General features: G+C 71.4%; 11 protein-coding genes and 1 pseudogene. 8 read left to right on the top strand and 4 right to left on the bottom strand.

Features of this window, described 5'->3' with window-relative positions; all coding sequences use genetic code 11:
• The first annotated feature begins 315 nt into the window (after positions 1-315).
• The 5 genes from ACFYW9_RS08325 to ACFYW9_RS08305 all read left to right on the top strand — a co-directional run bounded on the left by ACFYW9_RS08325 (position 316) and on the right by ACFYW9_RS08305 (position 12,466).
• Positions 316-996, top strand: coding sequence for a class I SAM-dependent DNA methyltransferase (locus ACFYW9_RS08325; protein WP_389146371.1), 681 nt, complete (start codon positions 316-318; stop codon positions 994-996).
• A 54-nt stretch (positions 997-1,050) separates the two neighbouring features.
• Positions 1,051-2,832 (top strand): SpoIIE family protein phosphatase, encoded by a 1,782-nt coding sequence (locus ACFYW9_RS08320; protein ID WP_389146369.1) that lies wholly within the window; start codon positions 1,051-1,053, stop codon positions 2,830-2,832.
• 473 nt (positions 2,833-3,305) lie between these two features.
• Positions 3,306-4,925: a multicopper oxidase family protein gene (locus ACFYW9_RS08315; RefSeq protein ID WP_389146366.1), complete on the top strand. Its 1,620-nt coding sequence runs from the start codon at positions 3,306-3,308 to the stop codon at positions 4,923-4,925.
• 240 nt (positions 4,926-5,165) lie between these two features.
• Entirely contained in the window at positions 5,166-11,030 is a 5,865-nt protein-coding gene (locus ACFYW9_RS08310) for a hypothetical protein (protein ID WP_389146363.1), read from the top strand.
• Positions 11,027-12,466, top strand: coding sequence for a hypothetical protein (locus tag ACFYW9_RS08305; RefSeq protein ID WP_389146360.1), 1,440 nt, complete (start codon positions 11,027-11,029; stop codon positions 12,464-12,466). The genes ACFYW9_RS08310 and ACFYW9_RS08305 overlap by 4 nt, the downstream gene beginning before the upstream one ends.
• Positions 12,467-12,533: 67 nt before the next feature.
• On the opposite strand, the gene ACFYW9_RS08300 is transcribed toward ACFYW9_RS08305, so the two are convergent.
• A complete protein-coding gene (locus ACFYW9_RS08300) occupies positions 12,534-12,956 on the bottom strand; it encodes a secondary thiamine-phosphate synthase enzyme YjbQ (RefSeq protein ID WP_389146357.1) in 423 nt (140 codons plus the stop codon).
• A gap of 246 nt (positions 12,957-13,202) precedes the next feature.
• On the opposite strand from ACFYW9_RS08300, the gene ACFYW9_RS08295 reads away from it, so the two are divergent.
• Entirely contained in the window at positions 13,203-14,291 is a 1,089-nt protein-coding gene (locus ACFYW9_RS08295) for an NAD(P)-binding domain-containing protein (RefSeq protein ID WP_389146737.1), read from the top strand.
• 234 nt (positions 14,292-14,525) lie between these two features.
• Here ACFYW9_RS08295 and mltG read toward each other — a convergent pair.
• Both mltG and ACFYW9_RS08285 read right to left on the bottom strand, forming a co-directional pair.
• Positions 14,526-15,365 (bottom strand): annotated as a pseudogene (mltG, locus tag ACFYW9_RS08290) (endolytic transglycosylase MltG); the annotation flags it as partial.
• A gap of 44 nt (positions 15,366-15,409) precedes the next feature.
• A complete protein-coding gene (locus ACFYW9_RS08285; RefSeq protein ID WP_389146353.1) occupies positions 15,410-17,242 on the bottom strand; it encodes an ABC transporter ATP-binding protein in 1,833 nt (610 codons plus the stop codon).
• Positions 17,243-17,323: 81 nt separating this feature from the next.
• Here ACFYW9_RS08285 and ACFYW9_RS08280 point away from each other — a divergent pair, with 81 nt between their 5' ends.
• A complete protein-coding gene (locus tag ACFYW9_RS08280; protein WP_389146350.1) occupies positions 17,324-17,788 on the top strand; it encodes a MarR family winged helix-turn-helix transcriptional regulator in 465 nt (154 codons plus the stop codon).
• Between the two features lie 83 nt (positions 17,789-17,871).
• Complete coding sequence (locus ACFYW9_RS08275) at positions 17,872-20,817, top strand: FAD-binding and (Fe-S)-binding domain-containing protein (RefSeq protein WP_389146347.1); 2,946 nt, start codon at positions 17,872-17,874, stop codon at positions 20,815-20,817.
• Between the two features lie 76 nt (positions 20,818-20,893).
• On the opposite strand, the gene ACFYW9_RS08270 is transcribed toward ACFYW9_RS08275, so the two are convergent.
• On the bottom strand, positions 20,894-22,543 hold the full coding sequence (locus ACFYW9_RS08270; RefSeq protein ID WP_389146344.1) for a peptide-N4-asparagine amidase: 1,650 nt from the start codon (positions 22,541-22,543) through the stop codon (positions 20,894-20,896).
• Between the last annotated feature and the right edge of the window lie 45 nt (positions 22,544-22,588).

Below are 22,588 nucleotides of genomic sequence, written 5' to 3'. Positions count from 1 at the left end.
AGGAGTTGGCGCCAGAAGCCGCATCGGGTTCACCCGTTTCCTCCGGACGGATTCCAGCCGTATCGACGTCATCGGGTGCGGCGACTCGCTTCCGTTCGCGGCGCGTTCGGGCGCTGTCAGCGGCGGAGCAGAGGGCAGGGGGACGGTTCCGCGGGCCGAACATTTTTGGACACTTGGGCATCCCGCCGAACACTGAACGACTATCGTCTCGAATTGACGTCTCCTGAGCGACCTACATGGCTCGGAGACCCCGTCATGGCCGTTTTCATCCGCATCACGGACCACTTCGACAGCCCCCCATGAAAGGTTCCTTTCGTGATCAACAGCAATCCCGGGACTGATTACGAGAGCATCCTGCTCGACCGCGAGGGCCAGGCCGAAGCGTTCGACGCCATCGGTGACCGCTACGACGAGGCCTTTCCGCACAAGGAAGGCCAGGTCACCGCGGGCGAGTGGCTGATCGGATCACTGGGCGAGGGGGCGCGGGTCCTGGATCTCGGCTGCGGCACGGGCGTACCGACCGCGCGCCAGCTGACGGACGCCGGGTTCGAGGTCGTGGGGGTCGACCTGTCCGGCACCATGGTGAAGCTCGCGAGCGCCTACGTCCCCGACGCGACGTTCCACCAGCTGGACCTGGCCGACCTGCGCCCGGGCGGACCGCGCGACCTCGGCCGCTTCGACGCCGTCGCCGCCTTCTTCTCGCTGCTGATGCTGCCGCGCGCGGAGATTCCCCTCGCTCTGCAGACCGTCCGTCATCTGCTGGTGCCCGGCGGCCGGTTCGTCCTGTCCATGGTCGAGGCCGATGTGGACGACTTCGCGATCCCGTTCCTCGGGAACACGATCAGGGTCTCCGGCTATCTGCGGGAGGACCTGCACAGGGTCATCGAGGAAGCGGGCTTCGAGATCGTCAAGGAGACCTCGTACACGTACGCCCCCGCGGTGACCGATGTCCCGCCCGAGGAACAGGTCTTCCTGTGCTGCCGGCGGTGCGACTGAGGAGGCGGAGCCCGAGCCGCGGACCCGCGTCACCCACCGGACGGGACAGAACGCGTGACCGAGCATCACACCCACCACGAGGGCACCGCCCCGGCACAGGGCCTGCTCCCACCTGCCGTGGCGGCGGACGGCGGCCCGCCGCAGACCGACCGCCTCCGGTATCTCGACGTGGCGACGCGGCGGATCGCCCGCGGGATGGACCTCGACGAGACGCTGCGGGAACTGCGGCAGGCGGCCGTACCGGCGTTCGCGGACGCGGTCTTCATCCACCTCGACGATCCGCTGCCGGTGGGCAGGGAGCGGTCGACGGCTCCCGTCGTACTCCGCCTGCACAGCGCCGAACGGGCGCTGCCGGCGCCGCCGCACGCCGACACGGCCCCGCAGGCCGGTTCGGCCCCGCCTCCCCCGCCGTTCCCCGAGGTCGCCGAGCGCGTGGATCCGGCCGGCGGTGGCCGGCTCGCGGAGCTGCTGCGGGACGGGCGTCCCGCGTTCGGTGACGCGCCGGGCAACGCGCCCGCCGTCGCCGAACTGCTCGCCGCGGGGACCGACCCACGGTGCACCCTGCCGCCGGGCCACCGTCTGATCATCGCGCCGCTGCGCGGCAGCCATCACGTCATGGGCACGGTCGTCCTGTTCCGGGGCGCCGGACGCCCGGACTTCACCAGCGACGATCTGCTCGTCGCCTCGCAGCTGGCCACGCACACCGCACTCGGGGTCCAGAAGGCGGTGATGTACGGCCACGAGGCCGCCGTGGCGGACACCCTCCAGCACACCATGCTCCCGTCGTCGCTGCCCGAACCCACCGGGATCCGGCTGGCCAGCCGCTACCTGCCCGCCTCGAAGACCGCCCAGGTGGGCGGCGACTGGTACGACGCGATCCCGCTTCCCGGCAACCGCGTCGCACTGATCGTCGGCGACGTCATGGGCCACTCCATGACCTCCGCCGCGATCATGGGTCAGCTGCGCACCATCGTGCAGACCCTGGCCGGTCTCGACCTGCCGCCCGACGAGGTCCTGCACCATCTCGACGAGCAGGCCCAACGGCTGGGCAGCGACCACATCGCGACCTGCCTCTACGCGATCTACGACCCGATCTCGCACCGCCTGCTGATGGCGAACGCCGGCCACCCGCCCGCGGTACTGCTCCACGAGGACGGCCGGGCCGAGGTGCTGGGCGTTCCTCCCGGTGCCCCGATCGGCGTCGGCGGTGTCGTCTTCGAGTCGGTGGAGATGGCCGCGCCCACCGGGGCGACCCTGGTGCTGTACACCGACGGACTCGTCGAGTCCCGCGACACGGACATCGGAAGCGGCGTCGAGGCACTGCGGATCCGTCTCCAGAGCACCGCCCAGGGACTCGCCTCGCTGGAAGTGCTCTGCGACCACGTGCTGGGAACCCTGGGCCCGGGGTCCCGCGACGACGACATCGCCCTGCTCGCCGCCCGGTTCGACGGCTTCCCGCCGGACAGCGTCGGTTACTGGTACCTGGCTCCCCACCCGATGACCGCGGGCCAGGCACGCCGGCTGACCCGCAGGGCCCTGCGCCGCTGGGGTCTCGAGTCCCTGGTCGACCCGACGGAACTCATGGTCAGCGAGATCGTGACGAACGCCGTGCGGTTCGCCTCGCGGCCCCTCTCGCTGCGGCTGCTGCGCACCGACGTGCTCCGCTGCGAGGTGACCGACGACTCGCCCCAGGTGCCCAGGATGCGGCAGGCCGGCTTCGGGGACGAGAGCGGTCGCGGCCTGTTCCTGGTCAATCAACTCGCCCTGCGCTGGGGCGCGACACGCCTGAGCAGCGGCAAGGTCGTCTGGTTCGAGCAGAAGATCCCGGCGAAGTAGCGGCCGCTCCGGTCCCATTCGGCCGATTCCTGATCGACGGTTCCGGGGCATGCATACCCGGCCAGGGTATCGTGGCGGTCCTAGGGCCTGCCGTCTGGATCATGCCGCGGGACGCGGGGCCTGATCCAGACGGCAGGCCCTAGCTCGCAGGAAGTGCGGACGCCCCTGATGACGGTACGAAGGTTGCCCTGGGCCGGGTTCGACGGCGCCGCCCGCCGGGTTCGCGGCCCGGCCGTCACACCGTGCCCCGTGGCCGCCGTACCGCTCCGTCACGACATCCCCGGCACGACCGCCGGCGCGATGCGGCCGACTCCACCGCACCCCCTGCCGGGACCGGTCGCCCGGTTTGCCGTTCCTCTCCCCGTAGCGCACATAGGCCACGTCCCCACGGCCCTCCGCGTCGCCTGACGCCGTCCGTCCAGCCGTGTGGACCGTCCCGAAACGCCTGTCGCGCATCGAGAAGAGGTCTCTTCGTGAACAGCATCAACCGTCGCACCGTCCTCGCGGGCCTGGGAGCGGCAGGTACCGGCCTGCTCGCCGCCTGCGGCAAGGACGCCCCCGACACGCCCTCCCTCCTCAGTCCCACCGGATCCCAGGTCGCCCGCGCGGAGAAGAAGCGCGGCGCCACGGGCCGGGTCGTGAGCGTCAACGTGACCTCCGCGCCCTCCACGCTCGACCTGGGCGGCGGCGTGCTGGCCAAGTCCTGGGCCTTCAGCGGCCAGGTTCCCGGCAAGGAGATCCGCATCTCCGCCGGCGACACGCTCTCCGCCGAGCTGTCCAACCAGCTGCCCGGTGCCACCACGACGTCCCTCCACTGGCACGGCATCTCGCTGCGCAGCGACATGGACGGCGTTCCGCCGGTCACGCAGGACCCGGTGCGGGCGGGCTCCAACTTCACGTACCGCTTCGTCGCCGACAAACCCGGCACGTACTTCTTCCACCCGCACGTGGGTGTCCAGGTCGACCGCGCCCTGTACGCGCCGCTGATCATCGAGGATCCCAGGGAGCCGCTGTCGTACGACGACGAGTGGGTCGTCGTCCTCGACGACTGGCTTGACGGCGTGACCGGGACGCCCGACGACGTCTTCGCCGAGCTCAGCCATCACATGTCCGGCATGGACATGAACAGCACGGAATCGAGCCGGGCGACGTCCTCACGGCCCCCGTCCATGTCCACGCCCACGTCCCCGTCCATGTCCATGTCCGCGTCCACCCCCGGGCTCCCGTCCGCGTCCTCCGGCGACGGCCCGTCGACACGGTTCAGGCTCACCGGCACCGCCAGTCCGCTGCTCGGCCGTGACGCCGGGGACGTGAGTTACCCGTACCACCTGATCAACGGACGCGTGTCGACCGACCCGGCCGTCTACAACGGCGCCCCCGGCAGGCGGGTCCGCCTCAGGATCGTCAACGCGGGCGCGGACACCGCGTACCGTGTGGCGCTCGGCGGCCACAAACTGACCGTCACCCACACCGACGGCTTCCCCGTCGAGCACGAGGAGGTCGACACCCTGCTGGTCGCCATGGGCGAGCGGTACGACGTACTGGTCACCCTCGACGACGGCGTCTTCCCGCTCGTCGCACTCGCCGAGGGCAAGGACGTCACCGGCATGGCCCTCGTGCGGACCGGATCGGGAGGCCTGCCGGATCCGGCCGTGCGACCGAAGGAACTGGACGGCCGCACGGTGGCCGCCGGGCAGCTGCGCGCGAGCGACGGCGTACGGCTGGAGGCGAAGGATCCCGACCAGGTTGTGCGCGTCAAGCTCACCGGCAGCATGGGCGCGTACGACTGGGCCATCAACGGCAAGCGGTTCGACATGGCCGACCCGACCGCGAACCCGCTGCTGGTCCAGGAGGGCCAACGGGTCCGGCTCGACTTCGTCAACGCCACGAACATGTGGCACCCGATGCACCTGCACGGCCACACGTACCAGATCGGTGACACCGGACCGCGCAAGGACACCACCATCGTGCTGCCCAGGTCGAAGGTGTCCGTCCTCTTCGACGCCGACAACCCCGGGCAGTGGATGCTGCACTGCCACAACGCCTACCACAGTGAGGCCGGGATGATGGCGCTCGTGGCCTACGGGGCCTGAATCCACGGAGCCGTCGGCATGTGGCCGTTGCCGGGACGCGACGCCGACGGCATTCGCTCTCCTGGTCCCACGGGTCACCGGGCACTCCCCGGTGACTTGTACACCGTGGCTCCGGCAACAGCCCCGCCCAGGCGTCAGGCGTCAGGTGTCAGGTGTCAGCGAATTCCGCGGGCTTCAACAAAGCTGCCGGATCCTGTCGAAATCACCTGCGGCCGCGGACGTTTCTGGCAAGATCCGTCCATGCACACCAAGGGGGACGGATTTCGCGCCTGGGTGACCGGACTGGACGACCGCACTCTCCGAGAACTGCTCATGATTCCGGGCATGTTGGCGCACATTCCGGGGATCGCGACCGCCTTGAACGGGCAGCCGCCACGTCTGAGGCGCCGCGAGATCCTGGCCGCTCGTACCTGGCTGAGCCGCACCAGCGCAGGCGGCCTCGCGGCGATCGTGCAGCACGCGACGGACTGGACGCTGTTCCGCCTGGAGCGGTGTTACGGACATCCGGCGAAAGAGCTGTCGGCACCCGCCGCGGAGCATCTGCGAGAGGTGCTGCGCGAGGTCGATTCCGTGCTCGCGCAGATAACGCTGTACGGCCTCTCCGACAGTCCCGTCGCCGACGGCGGCTCGGTCGGGGACCACTGGGACGACCTGTGGGCGGCCGCGTCGACCGCCGGGGCACCTTGCAGGTGCGAGCGGGGCGAAGGAGCGTGCCGCCCGGCTGCCGGGACCGAGGACGGATCCGGCGCCGCCGAGGAGACCACCGAGCCGGATGCCACACCCGCGGGAAGGGGCGAGTCGTTGACCCTGGAGATCACCGACGAGCAACTGCTCGCGTCGCGCCAGGCACTGAGCGAGCGGTCCGCGGAACTGGGCGGGGTGCTGGAGGAGACACTGCGACGGGTCCGGGCGGGGCAGGGCGTTCCCGGCCCGCTGGCCGTGCGGTTGGAGGAATGGCGGCGGGTTCGGTCCAGGATCGCGGACAGGCTCGCCGTCAACGGCCGGGAGTGGTCCGGGGAAGCGGGTTTCGCCGAACTCGACGAGATCGCGCAGGAGTTGCGGGACGCCGCGACAGAACGTGCCGAGGAACTGCGCGGGCTGAACGAGGACCGCGAGAACCTTCTGGCCCTGCTGGAGAGGACCGCGTCCGACGCACCTCACCGCATACCGCTGCAACAGTCGCTGACCGCGCTGGAGACGCGCATCGGCGAACTCGCTGCGGCAGGGACCCGTGCCGCCCTTCCGCCGGACCCCGCTCTGCCCGCCGCGATACCCGAACAGGCAAGGGCCACCGATCCGGGCGAGGGACCCAGGCCGACGACGGAACCGGCTGCGGATCCCACAGCGGAGCGGGACCACACTCCTGACGCGGTACCGGAACCCACGGTCGAGAGCACCCAGATCGTGCTGCCGACCGACCCCTCGGACGCGGACTCGGACGCGGAGGCGCACTCGGACTCGCGGCCGGAGCCCGGAGCGGTCCCGGATACGGTGCCGGCCGCCGCCCGATCGCCGCAGACCGACCCGGCCACGGCATCCGCGCCGGTGCGGCCCGCGGAGGAATCCGTCCCGGCCCCGGAGGTGAAGGCCGGCCCCGTGTCCGGGGCGGCGAACGTTCCCGAGCCGGTTGTCACGAACCGAACCAGCCCGCTCGCGGCAGGGGCGCAGGCCCCGCTGCCGGAACGGACCGGCCCCGAAGCCTCCGGCGCCCCGGTGACCGCGGACGGCCCCGACCTCGATCCGGCGGCCACGGCAAGGTCGTCCTTCCTGCCCTGGAAGCCGCTGACGACACCCGGCGACGGCGAAGCCGCGGTGGCCCGGCTGATCGGCCAGGGCCGTTTCCAGGAGGCCTACTGGACGACGCTGGGCTCGGCCGAGCTCCCGCACCGCACCGCCTGCCTCGCCTTCGCCGAGGCCGCCTTCGCCTGTGGTGACGAGGGGGAAGCCGTGGCCGTGATGACCGGTTTCGACCCGGAGATCCGTCTGCTCCAGGCCGACCGGCCCGCTCTGGTGCTCGCCGCCGTGGCCTCGCTGCGAGCCGGTCTGCTGGCCGGCTGGCCCAACGACCTCCTGATCCAGACGGACCTCGCTTCCACCGTGCCCGGAAACTGGGGCAAGCTCCTCGAGCGGGCCGTCCACGCACTGCGCCGCTACCACCGCCTCGACCTGACCGCGACCCGCCTGACCACCGACAACATGGTGGGACTCACCGCGGACCAGCTCGCCTCCGAGGCCGCCGCGCTGCGTGACGCGCTACGGCGCCAGCGCATCGGCTACACCCGCGCGACCCAGGTCAGAACCCGGCTGATCGGCTCGGACCAGCCCTTGGGGAAGGCCCTGGACGGAATCAGCGACTGGGCGAACGGCACTGCCGGAGCGGCCGCCCTCGACCAGATCTGGGAGCTCTTCCGCAAGCGTGGCTCCGCGGAACGCATGATCGAGGAGGCCGACGCCGAGATCCGCACGCCCAAGCAGGCCAAGGAACCGATCGAGGCCGCCGCCAAACGGGCTCTCCTGCGCAGCATCGAGCAGGTGTCCGACCTGTTGTCCCGCGCCCGGGCGCTGGCCGCCCCGGCCGTCGACGAACGGGTGGACAGCACGACCGGCCTCCGCCACGCCTTGGACCAGGTACGTCACGAAGCGCCCCCGCCGGGCGTCGAAGGAGCGGCTCTGCTGCGGCTGCGCACCTGGCTGCTCGAGGGCGACCGGTCACCCGGCACCGCGGTCCCGGCACGTGACCCCGACGCCGTGCGGGTGACGGACCAGCCTCGGACGGAGGCCCTCCTGGCGGCGCCGGAACTCCCGCGGTCGGCCGAAGGGACTCCCCTGCCCGACGAGGAGGGCTTCGGGAAGGCGATGCTCACGCTGCTGGAGCCGGTCGACGTGCGCGCGGTCCTGCGGAACTACCTCGAACGGGGCGACCTGCATCTCGCCGACGCCCTGGTCTCGTCGCTGGAACAGGACCTCGTCCCCGCCGTCCCGGAGGGCCTCGAGGCCGTTCCTCGCGACTGGCGGCAGTTGCGCGACCCCGAGTGGACGCGCTGGAGCGCCGTTCACCGCAAGGCGCACGCCACAGCGAGCGCGCTCCTGGCCGAACTGCGCACCCAGCAGCTCGACATGCAGACGGAGCGAGAACTCGTCGGCCGCCTCGAAGAACTGCGCCGGCCCGCCCCCGAGGGCGCGTTCGGCCGCGCCTGCGTCGGCATCGGCGTCCTCGAGGGCGAGATGCGGGCGATGGTCCAGCAGTACGTGGAGCGCCTCCGCGAAAGCCTCACGGCGTTGAACCCCCCGGCCGAGGAACTGCAGCGCCTCACCTCGCGGCTCGACGCCGGGGACACGGTCACCGCCGAGGAGTGCCTGGCCCTGCTGCGGGAGGGCAAACCCCTCCCCGACTGGAGCACCACGGACTCGGGGGCGGAGCTGGAACGCTTCACCGCCGGCATCGAGCTGACCGTCGGGCGCAAAGCCGGCTCCCAGGGCTACTCCGCCCGGCCCTGGGCCGACCACTACCTGGACGGGGAGCCCCTCACCGAGGGCGCTCGGAGCGGACTGGACTCCTGGGAAGCGCTGTGCCGCCCCGCCACCCGGGGCTCGGAGTGGCAGCGTCACATCCCGTCGGTCCTTCGCGTGCTCGGGCTGGAATGCCCCCAGACACCTGTCCGGGACCAGCGGCACGAGGTGCGCGGTGTCCTGCGGCTCAGCGCCCGAGCGCGGGCGAGCGAAACGGCTCCCGGTTACGTGGCCGCCCTGGGGTCGGCCGCGTCCTCGTACACGATCCTCGTGGTCTCCGACGAACAGCGCGGCCGCAGCCCGTTGGAACTGCTGGACAGCAGTGACTCCGGGGCGTGCCTGATCCTCTACCTGTACCCGCTCGGGCTGAACGGGCGCCGGGAGATGGCGGCACGCGCGCGCACCGCCTCCTCCCAGCAGGCGCTCGTCGTGGATCCCGCCGTGTTCGGCTGGGTCGCGGCGCGCTCCCCGAGATCCTTCAGGGCCACCCAGCGGGTGACCCTGCCCTGGACGGCGTACAACCCGTACACGCCCTTCGTGGCCGGGCTCGTCCCGCCGGAGATCTTCTACGGCCGGCAGGAGGAGATCGCCGCCGTCACCGACCCGCTCGGCGCTCTGTTCCTCTACGGCGGACGCCAGTTGGGCAAGTCCGCTCTCCTGCGCAAGGTGCAGGCGTCGTTTCCCGGCACCCCCGGCCACAAGGCCATCTACGTCGACCTCAAAGCGCGTGGAGTGGGTGAGGCCGAGCCGGCGGAACGCATCTGGGCCGTGCTCGAGGACGAGTTGAAGCGCGTGGGTGTGCTGAGCGGGTCCGTGGATTCCGGCCACACCCCGGACGCGATGCTCGACAGGGTGGAGCGCTGGCTGGAGGAGAGCCACGACAGGCGGGTGCTGGTGCTCGCCGACGAGGCCGACGCCTTTCTGACCGCGGACTCCAAGGCCGTACGCGGGCGGGGCGGGGACGCCACCTTCTCCAACGTGCTCCGGCTCAAGGGGCTGATGGACCGCACCGACCGTCGCTTCAAGATCGTCTTTGCGGGTCTGCACCAGGTCCAGCGCTTCAGCCATCTCTCCAATGTGCCCCTGACACACGGTGGCCCCGATGTACTGATCAGCACACTGAAACCGGCCGAGGCGCAGCGCTTGGTCGTCGAGCCGATGGCGGCCTTCGGGTACCGCTTCGAACGGCCCGAGCTGGTCTGGCGGGTGCTCGCGGCGACGAACTACCAGGCGTGCCTGGTCCAGATCTTCTGCGAGCGCCTCGTCGCCACCCTCCGCGGGAAGTCCCTGGCCTCGGCGAAGTGGCCGATCACGGTCACGGACGAGGACGTCCGGTCCGTGACCGGATCCGCGCAGGTCCACCGGCACATCGCCGAACGGCTGCGCATCACCATCAACCTCGAGGACCGCTACCGGGTCCTCGCCCTGGTGATCGCGTTGCGCAGTCAGGAGGACCGCTATCGCGGCGGCTACGACGCCGACGAGCTGCTGAGGGCGGCCAAGGAGCGCTGGCGGGAAGGGTTCAGTTCGCTCACCGCGAGCGACGTACGGATCTACCTGGACGAGATGGTCGGCCTGGGCCTGCTCATCCAGCTGGCCGACGCGCGCCTGTACGCCGTCCGCAGCCCGAACGTCGTCAGCATGCTGGGGACCAGAGAGGACCTCGAACTCGAGCTGCGCCAAACCGAGTTCGACCTCCCTTACGACTACAACCCGCGCTTCTCGAGGCGCTTCGTCGGGCCGGACCGCGAGGGCATCGCCCGCTACAGCCCCCTGACGGAACATCAGCTTCACCAGGTGACGGCGCCCGGGGTGGCCGCGGTGTGCCTGACCCGGGCCCACGGTCCCGCGCTCGTGAAGGGCGCGGTGAAGTCGTACTCCACCGCGCGCGGACTGGAGTTCCGGGAGGCGGCGCCCGGAGCCGTGCCCCAGTCCCTGACGAAGGACGCGGAGGGACGACCGTTCCTGATCCTGGCCGACGTCCGGGGGCGCGGGGCCGCCGAGGCCGCCGACTGGGCACAGGCCCTGCACGCCCACACCTCCTTGCCGGAGGGGGGAGTGCCCCATCGGACAGCCGTCCTGCTGGTGGACCCGGCCGAACTCGGCGAGAAGGACGACCTCATCACCTGCGTGGTACGTCCCGAACGCTGGACCGCGGACAGTCTCCGCGCCTGGCCCGAGTGTCCGTTCGACACCCCGGACAAACGGCGGCGGGTCATCGAACTCACCGGTGGCTGGCCCCACCTGCTGGAACGGACGGTGCACCGCATCACCCGGGAGGGCTCCACGCTGGAAGCGGCCTTGGAGGACGCCCGGTACTTCATCGGGCAGCGTGACTTCGCCCGTGGGCACCTGGAGCGGGTGGGAATCGAGACCCCCCTGACAGAGATGCTGACCGAGTGGAGCCAGTACGTGGAACCGGGCGAGGGGTGCGCCTATGCCGACATCGCGGCGGTCACCGGGATGCGGATCGAGGAGGTCGGATCGCTCGTCGGCCGGCTGCTCGAACACGGCGTGCTGGACGACGGTCCGGAGGGCTGCTCGCTGGACAGGATCACTTTCCGGGCGCTCCAGGTCCTGTCGGAGTCGTCGTGACCCTCGTGTCGCACGCTCCTTCCCGGGACCTGGTGACCACCCTGCCCGGGGTGCGGTTGTGGATGCGACGGCTGCTGGGCGACCTCCGGTCGGGAAGGAGCTGCCTCTGCCTGTTCCCCCAGGCCCGGTCGACCGGTGTACCGCCTGTCGCCGAAGCCCTGCTGGACGAACTGCTCCACGAACTGGCGGACTTCGTCCTCGTCCCCGGACCCGGCGACGGGGTGGCACCCGTCGGTCTCGGCCCGGCCCCACCGCCTCCCGTGCCCGCGGAACCCTGGGGCGGGACGGACCCGATCCTGGACTACGACGACGGGCTGTCCGCCTTCTCGGCCGTAACGACGAAGAACTCGACGGTCGCACAGGCTCGCCCGGCCTCGGCGCAGGACAGCCTGCGGGAGGAACCCGGCCTCCACACCCTGGCGGACCGGATCGTCAAAGAACTCGGCGACTCGGCCTCCGGCACGGGCCCGGAGCACACGGGAATCGACGGACTCCTCGAACGCCTCACCACCGCTCCGGGCCACCCCGACGGGACCCGGGTGATCGTGGTGCGTGGTTGGCAGGAACCGGCTCCGACCGCGGCGACCGACCTGCTGCGGCGGCTGTCCGCCACGGTCAAGGCGGCCGGCCTGCCTCCGGGAAGCCGCCCGCGGTTGCTGGTGCTGGCCACGTCGCACGGGCTGCCCGTGGAACTGCCGGAGCAGACAGCACGCGAGGACATCGGCGTGCACTGGTGGTGGGGTGCCCTCGGCCGGCTGGACACCGCCACAGTGGTCGCCATGGCCCGGCCCCGCCCGTCCGGTCCGGCCGCCCGGCACCAACTCCTCGAAGCGGTGGCGCAGGCCACCGTGGTCGAAGTGTGCGGGCCTTTCCTCGATCTGGCCGAGCGGCTGGCGGTGGAGTGGGACGGACTCCCCGACGGCCTCCCCTCGCAGTTGCTGCGGCTCACGGCCGGACCAGCACCTGACCGGGTCCCCGTACCCGGCCCTCGGGGGACGGAGCCGACCACGGCCCTGCTCCATCCGAACGCCGCACTGCGCCCCGAATGGAACCTGGGCACGCTCGACAGGTGGGACGGGCGGCTGCGCCGCCGTCCCGACGGCGGGAGCGATCACGAGCACAGCGTGCGCACCCGTATCTGGCTGGCGCAGAATCACGCCCTGCTGCCCCTGCTGGACGAGGCCCGTGAGCAGTTCGCCGAGGTGATCGGGATCCGGTCACGCGTCTCCGGGAGCGAACTCGCCGCTCTCTACGGCCGGCCGGCCGAAATGGAACTCGGTGCGATGTGGCGGGCGCATCTTCAGGGTCACGTGCGGCTCACCCAGCCGGAGGCCAACCGGCTGCGGACCCTGTGGCTGTCCCGCAACAAGCTCGCCCACCGCGACGTGCTCGACGACACAGCCCTGAACGCGCTCGTGCGCGTCCTGTGCTCCTGAGGTCGCGGCAACCTGCCGACCCGCCCGGGTGACGAGCGCCGCGGCCACAGCCGTCGGGGACGGCCGCTCAGCCCAGGAAACTCAGCCGCACCTGGCGATTCGGGTTGTCCCGGTTGGTGTCCACCAGGCACACCGACTGCCATGTCCCCAGCTCCAGAGCCCCGTCCACCACCGGCAGGGTGGCGTGCGGCGGGACGATGGCGGGGAGGACGTGGTCGCGGCCGTGCCCGGGACTGCCGTGACGGTGCTGCCAGCGGTCGTCCGCGGGAAGCAGGGAGTGCAGCACGGTGAGGAGGTCGTCGTCACTGCCCGCGCCGGTCTCGATGATGGCGATTCCGGCGGTGGCGTGCGGGACGAAGACGTTCAGGAGGCCGTCACGGCCCGCCGCGACCTCGCGGAGGAAGGCCTCGCAGTCGCGGGTGAGGTCGACGACCGTCTCCGACGAACCGGAGGAGATGTTCAGGACCTGCGTGGTGAAGGCATCGGACATGCCTCAATCCTCTCCCATACGGGGGCTCCCGGCTTGCGGCTACGGCGCTCGGCGCGGGGCGTGGACGATCGACCGCCGACCGCAGACCGCAGACCGCAGACCGCCAGCGGCTCACGGCGCGCGGCACGAAGCACGAAGCACGCGGTGCGGTTCGTTCGTCAGCACGCGGTGCGGTTCGTTCGTCAGGTGGCTCACAGCGAGGTGCCCGACGGGAAGATCCCGGACCCCGGTCCGGTTCGTAGAAGCGTGGACAACACCGGGGTGAGCACGCGTGAGGTCGAAGTGGTCGTCGTCGGGGCCGGTCAGGCCGGTCTGGCGGCCGCCTACCACCTGCGGCGCACGGGCTTCGAGCCCGGGCGTGACTTCGTCGTGCTCGACCACGCGCCCCACCCGGGCGGAGCCTGGCAGTTCCGCTGGCCGTCGCTGACGTACGGCAAGGTGCACGGGATGCACTCCCTGCCCGGCATGGACCTGACGGACGCGGACCCGGACCGCCCCTCCTCCGAGGTCATCTCGACGTACTTCGCCGCCTACGAGCGCGCCTTCGACCTGCGGGTGCAAAGGCCGGTCGACGTCAGGACCGTCAGGGAGGGGACCAGCGGCCGGCTGCTCGTGGAAGCCGGCGACCGTACGTGGTCGACGCGGGCGCTGATCAACGCGACGGGTACCTGGGACCGCCCGTTCTGGCCTCGCTATCCGGGCCAGGAGACCTTCCGCGGGCGGCAGTTGCACACGGCGCGGTATCCGGGCCCCGAGTGGTTCGCCGGGCGGCGCGTGGTCGTCGTGGGCGGTGGCGCCTCCGGGACCCAGCATCTGATGGAGATCGCCGCCCACGCGGCCGGGACCACCTGGGTCACCCGGCGTCCCCCGGTCTTCCGCGAGGGCCCCTTCACCGAGGAGTTCGGGCGGGCCGCCGTCGCTCTCGTCGAGGAGCGGGTCCGGCAGGGGCTGCCGCCACGGAGCGTGGTCTCGGTCACCGGGCTGCCGCTGAACGACGCGATCCGCCAAGCGCTGGCCGAGGGCGTGCTGGACCGGCGGCCGATGTTCGACCGGATCACCCCGGACGGTGTGGAGTGGGCGGACGGTACGCGCGTGGACGCGGACGTGATCCTTTGGGCGACCGGTTTCCGGGCGGCCATCGATCATCTGGCGCCGCTGCGGCTGCGCGAGCGGGGTGGCGGCATCCGGATCGAGGGAACGCGCGCGGTCGCCGACCCGCGCATCCACCTGGTCGGCTACGGGCCCTCCGCGAGCACCATCGGCGCCAACCGGGCCGGCCGGGCGGCCGTACGGGACATCAGGCAGTTGCTGGCGAACGCGCCGGTCGCCGTGTGATGCCCCGTACGCCTGTCAGTTGGTGGGAATGGCCGTGGGAGTCACCGTGGGGGTACCCGCGGAGGTGCCCGCGGGTGTGACCGAGGACGTGACCGCGGGAGAAGCCACGGGAGGGACTGCGGCAGAGGTCTCGGGCGTGACCGCCGGAGAAGCCGGGGACGTGACCGCGGGAGAGGCCGCCTGAGGGAGCCGGGACGAGGCGGGCGCGGTGGGCGAGGCGGGCGCGGTGGGCGAGGCGGCCGTGGGGGACGCGCTCTTGTGGTGCCGTCGGTTGAACTCGGCCACGTTGCGCTGGTGTTCCTCGTAGTCGGCCGTGAAACGCGTGTCGCCCGGCTTGACCGTGACGAAGTACAGCCAGTCGCCCGGCGGCGGGTTGACCGCGGCGCGCATCGCCTCCTCGCCGGGGTTGGCGATCGGCGTGGGCGGCAGGCCCATGCGCCGGTACGAGTTGTACGGGCTGTTGAGCCTGGTGTCCGCCTCACTGGTGTTCAGCGTGGAACGGTTCAGCGCGTAGTTGATGGTCGAGTCCATCTGCAACGGCATACCGCGCTGCAGACGGTTGTAGATGACCCTGGCCACCTTGCCCATGTCCGTCGCGGTCGCCGCCTCCGCCTGCACGATGCTCGCGACGGTGACCGCCTGATAGACGTTCATCGTGTTGCGCTGCGCGCCGGCGGCGATCGGCGCCCCGTTGAACCTCTTGTTCGCGGTGTCGACCATGAACGTCAGCAGGGACTCCGGAGTCGCCTTGTCGCCGATCGGATAGGTCGCCGGGAAGAGATAGCCCTCGGGGTTGCCCCTGGCGTCGTTCGGAAGTTTGAGGCGGGCTTTCGCCAGGGACTTCTTGGTGGTTCCCGCGGGAACCCGGAGAGCCTTGTCGACGGCCGCGTAGACCTGTCCGGAGCGCCAGCCCTCCGGAACGACGAACGACGTCGGGCGGGCGTCGTCGTCTCCCATGCTCAGCAGCGGCACCGCCACGGCGGTGGCCGCCACGACGGCGCCGGTCGCGATGAGGGCGACCCGGCCCCGGCGCGTCAGTCGAATCGTGCTCCGTGGCGGAGTGTTCATCTGCATAACGGGCACGGTAACGCGCTATCGCCAACAAACCCGGCATATCGTCATCTTGTCGGCGTCAGTTGGGCGTCCCGGTGGACGAGAGCGGCATAGTGCCCCTCCCCCGCCAGCAACTCCTCGTGCGTGCCCCGCTCGACCGCGCGGCCCGAGTCGAGGACGACGATCTGGTCGGCGCCGCGGATCGTGGACAGCCGGTGCGCGATGGTGAGCGTGGTGCGGTTGGCCGACAGGGCGTCGATGGCCTCCTGGACGGCATGCTCCGTGCGGGTGTCCAGGGCGCTGGTCGCCTCGTCGAGGACGAGCACGGGCGGATCACGCAGGATCGTGCGGGCGATGGCGAGGCGCTGCTTCTCGCCTCCGGAGAACCGGTGACCGCGTTCACCGACGACCGTGTCGTACCCGTCGGGCAGCGACGCTATGTGGTCGTGGATCTGGGCCGCCCGCGCCGCCGCGTGCAGTTCCTCGTCGGTGGCGTCCGGCTTGGCGAAGCGCAGGTTCTCGGCGACCGAGGCGTGGAAGAGGTACGTCTCCTGGGAGACGACGCCGACCGCGCGCGCGAGGGTGTCGAAGTCCAGGTCCCGGACGTCGATCCCGTCGAGGGTGACCCGCCCGCCCGTGACGTCGTACAGCCGGGGCACCAGATAGCTGAGCGTCGACTTTCCGGAACCGGTCGGACCGACGACGGCGAGGCTGCCGCCGGCCGGGACGGTGATGTCGATGCCGTCGAGGACCGGGGTGCCCTTGTCGTCGTAGCGGAACTCGACGTCCTCGAAGCGGATCTCGCCCTTGACCTGGTCGAGGTGGACGGGGTTCTCGGGCTCGGTGATGTCGATGGGCAGGTCGAGGTACTCGAAGATGCGCTGGAACAGCGCGAGCGAGGTCTGGATCTGCACACCGGTGGAGAGCAGGCTGACCGTCGGCCGGAACAGGCCCTGCTGGAGCGAGACGAAGGCGACGAGCGTGCCGATCGATATCGAGGGGCCGCCGAGTTGGAGGGCGACGCCCGCGGTCCAGTAGATGACGGCGGGCATGGCGGCCATGACGATGCCGATGACGGACATGCGCCAGCGTCCCGCCATGTTCGACCTCACCTCGAGGTCGACGAGGCCCTCGGACTCCTCCGCGAACGACTTCGTCAGCGAGTCGGCCCGGCCCATGGTGCGCCCGAGCAGGATGCCGCTGACGGAGAGCGATTCGGTGACGGTGGCGGCCATCGCCGCCATCTGCTTCTGACGCTGGGTGGTGATCTTCTTGCGTTCGTCGCCGACGCGGCGGCTGATCCACACGAACGCCGGCAGCAGGAGCAGGGAGACGAGGGTCAGGCGCCAGTCCAGGGCCACCATCGCGACGATCGTGGCGACCACACTGGTGAGATTGGAGACCAGCGAGGTGGCGGTGGACGTGACGGTCGCCTGCATGCCGCCGATGTCGTTGGCGATGCGTGACTGGACCTCGCCCGTGCGCGTCCTGGTGAAGAAGGCGAGCGACATGCGCTGGAGGCGGCCGTAGACCGCCGTGCGCAGGTCGTGCATCACGCGCTGGCCGACGGTCGTGGAGATCAGCGTCTGCAGGACGCCGAAGACACCGCCCAGGACGGCGCTCGCGATCATGCCGAGCGCGAGCAGGGTCAGCAGACCCGTACGCCCTTGAGGGATCGCGGTGTCCAGGATCGCCTTCAGCAGGAAGGGCGTGGCGACGCCCACGAGGGACGCGGCGCCGACCAGCAGGCCGACGATCGCGAGGCGGCCCCGGTAGGGCCGGAAGAGACTCAGGATGCGGCGCACCTGCCGTGGCTGTTGGCTGTCGGCGGGTGGCGGGCTCCAGGCGGACAGTTCGGGGCGCAATGGACTCCTAGGAAAACGGGACGACAGGGACATCGATGAGGATCCGACGACTGACGGACCCTAGCTCATTGTTACCTATACTCACAATGAACGGCATCCTGATATTGTTCCCGCATGACCACCCCCGATGCCGACGGCCTGCTCGCCGAGCAGCTGCTGCGTCTGACGCGCCGCGTGCACCGCATCCAGAAGCGCCATCTGGAGCAGCGCGAGCTGGGCATCACCCCCGCCCAGTCCCGGCTCCTGCGCACCCTCGCGCACTACGCCTCACCTCCCCGCATGGCCGATCTCGCGGAGCGCCTCGAAGTGGTGCCGCGTGCCGTGACCACGCTGGTCGACGGCCTGGAGGCGAGCGGCAAGGTGCGCCGGGCACCCGATCCCACCAATCGCCGGGTGATCCGTATCGAGGTCACGGACGAGGGGCGCAAGGCGCTGCGCGAGCTGCGCGCCGCGCGCCGCGGCGCCGCGGAGGAGATCCTGGCTCCATTGACGGACGAGCAGCGCGAGGTGCTCGGCGGGTTGCTGGACACGCTGGTGGACGGCATGCCGAGGGTGAACCAGGTGGAACACCGGTGCTGAGCCGGCTCGGGGCGGCGCGTCACCACTGAGGCGACCCGGCATACCGCCTGCGGCCGCCGCGAGCGTGTGAGGAGTGGTCCGCTGTGCCTCTGCTGGAGCCCGACCCCGACACACTGCGTCCCGGAGCGCGCCCCGACGCACCGGCGGCCGACCGGGTCCCGGAGGACCGGGCCGGCGGGACTCCCGAGCCGCTGCGCGGCGACCTGACCGCCCTGCTCGGCGCGGACAAGGTACTGACCGGGATCTCCGACCTCGTGCGCTACGCGTCCGACGCCAGCCCCTACCGCTTCGTACCGCGGGTCGTCGTGGTCCCCGAGGACGTCGACGACGTCTCGGCGGTGCTCTCGTACGCCCACGGCAAGGGCCGCGAGGTGGTGTTCCGCGCGGCCGGGACCTCGCTCAACGGACAGGCGCAGGGCGAGGACATCCTCGTCGACGTCCGTCGGCACTGGACGGGCGTCGAGGTCCTCGACGGCGGAGCGCGGGTCCGGATCGCTCCGGGCACGACCGTCGCCCGCGTCAACGCCGCGCTCGCCCGGCACGGGCGCGTGCTCGGCCCCGATCCGGCGAGCGCGGTCGCCTGCACGGTCGGTGGCGTGGTCGCGAACAACGCCTCCGGCATGACGGCGGGAACCACCCGCAACTCCTACGTCACCCTCGCCTCGCTCACGTTCGTCCTGCCGTCCGGCACGGTCGTGGACACGGCCGAACCGGACGCCGACGAGCGGCTGGCGCGGGCGGAACCGGGCCTGTGCGCCGGACTCATGGAGCTCAAGGCGGAGATCGAGGCGGACGCCGGGCTGGTCGACCGGATCCGCGCCAAGTACACGATCAAGAACACCAACGGCTACCGTCTGGACGCCTTCCTGGACGGCTCGACACCCGTCGGGATCCTGCGCGGTCTGATGGTCGGATCGCAGGGCACCTTCGGCTTCATCTCGGAGGTCGTCTTCGACACCCTGCCGCTGGACCGCAGGGTGTCCGCCGCGCTGCTCTTCTTCGGCTCGCTGCCCGCCGCGGCCGCCGCCGTGCCCCTGTTCACCGCGGCGGGCGCCTCGGCCGTCGAGCTGATGGACGGCAACACCCTGCGTGCCTCGGTGGCCGTCGAGGGGGTGCCCGGGGACTGGGCCGGTCTTCCGGGTCCGACGACCGCTCTGCTCGTCGAGTTCCGCGCCCCGGACGAGGCCACGCAGGAGGAGTACGAGGAGCGGGCCCGCGCGGTGCTGGAGGGGATTCCCCTGGTGTCGCCCGTTCCCTCGGTGACGAACGCCCTCACCCGGGACCAGCGGACCGTCGCCGGGTACTGGAAGGCCCGCAAGGCGTTCGTGACGGCGGTCGGCGGAGCGCGTCCCTCCGGTACGACGCTGATCACGGAGGACTTCGCGGTACCGCCCGAACGGCTCGCCGAGGCCTGCGACGCGCTGCTGGAACTCCAGACCCGGCACGGCTTCGACGCCGCCGTCGCGGGCCATGCCGCCCACGGCAATCTGCATTTCCTGCTGGCTTTCGACGCGTCCAGGCCCGCCGACGTGGAGCGGTACGCCGCGTTCATGGACGCGTTCTGCCGGCTCACGGTGGAACGCTTCGACGGCTCGCTCAAGGCCGAACACGCCACGGGGCGCAACATCGCGCCCTTCCTGGAGCTCGAATGGGGCCCCGGGGCGACGGAGCTGATGTGGCGCACCAAACGGCTGGTCGATCCGGACGGCGTGCTCGCACCGCGCGTCGTGCTCGACCGGGATCCGCGTGCGCACGTACGGGGCCTGAAGACGATCCCGCGCATCGAGGCGATCGCCGACCCGTGCATCGAGTGCGGCTTCTGCGAACCGACCTGCCCCAGCCAGGACGTGACGACGACACCGCGCCAACGGATCGTGCTGCGCCGCGAGATGACGCGCCAGCCCGACGGCTCCCCGGTCGAGAACGCACTCCTGGAGGCGTACGGGTACGACGCCGTGGACACCTGCGCGGGCGACTCGACCTGCAAGCTGGCCTGCCCGGTCGGCATCGACACGGGCGCGCTGATGAAGACGTTCCGGCACGCCCGGCACACTCCGCGCGAGGAGAAGGCGGCCGCGCTGGCCGCGCGGCACTTCCGTGTGCTCGAAGCCTCCGCGCGGCTGGCGGTCGCCGTCGCGGACCGGATCGGCGACCGGCGGGTGAACACCGTGACGCGAGCGGTCCGCAGGGCCGTACGCCCCGATCTCGTGCCCGAGTGGCTGCCGCGGATGCCCGGAGCCGCCCCCTCCGCCATGCCCCGCACCACGCGCGTGGGGGCCGTCGCCGTCTACTACCCGGCCTGTGTCAACCGCGTCTTCGGCGGGCCGGGGGACATGTCGCTCGCGCGGGCCGTCGTCGCGGTCTCCGCGCGCGCGGGAAAGCCGGTGTGGATTCCGGACGACGTCCGGGGAACGTGCTGCGCGACGATCTGGCACTCCAAGGGGTACGACGCGGGCAACGCCGTGATGGCCAACCGTGTCGTCGAGGCGGCCTGGGGCTGGACCGCCGGCGGCAGACTGCCGCTCGTCGTGGACGCCTCGTCGTGCACGCTCGGCATCGCGCGCGAGGTCGTACCGTATCTGACTCCCGACAACCGGGAGCTGCACGCCGAGCTGCTGGTCGTCGACTCACCGGTGTGGGCGGCGGAGGAACTCCTCCCCCACCTCACCGTACGGCGCACCCTGGGCTCCGCGGTCCTCCACCCGACCTGCTCCATGCGGCACTTGGGCGACGAGGCGCAACTGCGCGCCGTGGCCGAGGCGTGTGCGGACGAGGTGGTGGTGCCCGACGACGCCGGGTGCTGCGCCTTCGCGGGCGACCGCGGCATGCTCCACAGGGAACTGACCGAGTCGGCCACCCGGGACGAGGCGGCGTTCGTGACCTCCCGCGACTTCGACGCGCATCTGTCGGCCAATCGCATGTGCGAGGTGGGCATGGACCACGCGACGGGACGCGGCTACCACTCCGCGCTCCTGGCGCTGGAGCACGCGACCCGCCCCGGCACCGGACGGGCCGACCGGTCCGCATGACCCGGCCGACCCGCGTCCGTTCCTCGCCCTGGACGGCCGGGCTCGCCACCCCCGCCGTCGGGCCCGTCGCCCGTTCTCAGCAGCGGGCGCGGTCCTGCGTGAGCGTCCCTTGCACGGTGACCAGGGAGCGGTCGTAGCAGCCGGCCGAACCGTGGCGCCGGTAGCGCTCGTTCGTCGTGGCGACCGCGTGACGCCGGTCGCGCGGCACGCCGACCGTGTACGTGGCGTCGCCCGTGTAGGTGTCGTCGAGCCGTGACCACGTGGTGGGCCGGCCGCCCGACTCCTCGGCCACGAAGGCCCGGTCGCCGAGCGTCAGCACGGTCCGCAGCCGGTCGTCCGCGCCGAGGGTCGTCGTGCCGTCCATCGTGTACGCGCGCCGGGTGCGCGTCGTCGTGGCGGGTCCGCGTCCGTCGACGGTCACCACCTCGTCGTCGGTCCACGTCGCCTCGAGGCCGTCCGTGTTCTCGCCCTCGGTCCAGCGGTGCGTGGAGTTGTTCGCGAGGGTGCGGCTGACCGTCGTCACCACTCTGCCGTGCGAGGTGTCGAGGTACCCGGCGACCGTCAGCCGGTGCCGTCCCGCGGTGTCCACGCGGTGCTCCGGACCGGGTGTGTACGTCGAGGAGTCGGCGAGACCGCCCGCCTCGGCCCGCAGGAGCGCACCGCTCACATGGTCGCGCCGGGCGTCCTGCCGGACCAGCACGTTGACGGGCAGGCTCCAGCCCGGCCGCCCCTCGGGAACGCCTACGACGGAGACGTCGATCCGGTGCGGACGCCCGTCGTTGAGCAGTCCGGCGAACGGGGTCAGGTCGTACTCGATGGGCTTGACGGCGAAGGCGCGGGGCGCCGGAATCACGTACCAGAGGAAGGGATTGGACCAGCCGCCGGTCCACACGGTCGGGAACGGTTCGGCGATACCGGCGAGTCGGCCGTCGACCTCGATCCGCACCTCGCGGTAGGGGCCGTTGCCCGCCTTGCAGGAATACGGCGCCGTGTCCGGGACCGTCAGATACCAGACCTCCTCACAGCCGCCGCCGGACCCGGTCGCGTACACCTCGGCGATCACGCGCTCGCTGTTGCGCGGGGTCGTCAGGGTGCCGTCCTGGAGAGTCAGGACACGGTCGGGGGTCACGGCGGGCCTGCCCGCGTAGAACGTCAGCGTGGCCTTGACGTCGAGAACCCCGGTGTACGTGTCGTCGACGACGTTCCCGATCAGCATCTCGACGTCGTGGCTCCGCCGGAACGTGTCGCTGTAGCGCGTCACATCCGTCTCGACGGACCACTCGATCCCGTCGGGCGACGGCTCCGGGGTGGACGTACGGAGAATCTCGACCCCGCCGACGTGCAGATAGCCGAGACGGTCGAACTGACGCCCCTCGACCTTGCCTTCGAGCTGGAGCACGACCTCGCTCCAGCGGTCGCCGCAGCCCGACGGCGGGGTGTACGTGCCCGTGTAGGGCGTGAAGTCACGGAACTTCGCCTCGGCGAGCGTCACTTCGCAGGACGGCCCGGACGGCCTGGCGACGGGCGGGGCGGCGGTGACGGGGTCGTGCCAGTCGCTGCCGAACTCGGCGGGCACGTCGGACGATCGGGCGACGGGCACGGTGGAGGCCGCGGACGCGCGAGCCGCGACGGACGCGGTGGCCGCCGGAGCCGGGCCCGCCCCGAGGAGGGCGCTCGCCACGAGGATCGCTCCGGCGAACATGGACATGATGACCGGTCTACTCATGTGCGGTGTTCTACGGGGCGGCCGAGCCGGCCGCAATGGCGCACC

The organism is Streptomyces sp. NPDC002698 (genome assembly GCF_042888945.1).
Classification (GTDB): Bacteria; Actinomycetota; Actinomycetes; order Streptomycetales; family Streptomycetaceae; genus Streptomyces.
This window is presented reverse-complemented; position numbering and strand designations above follow the sequence as displayed.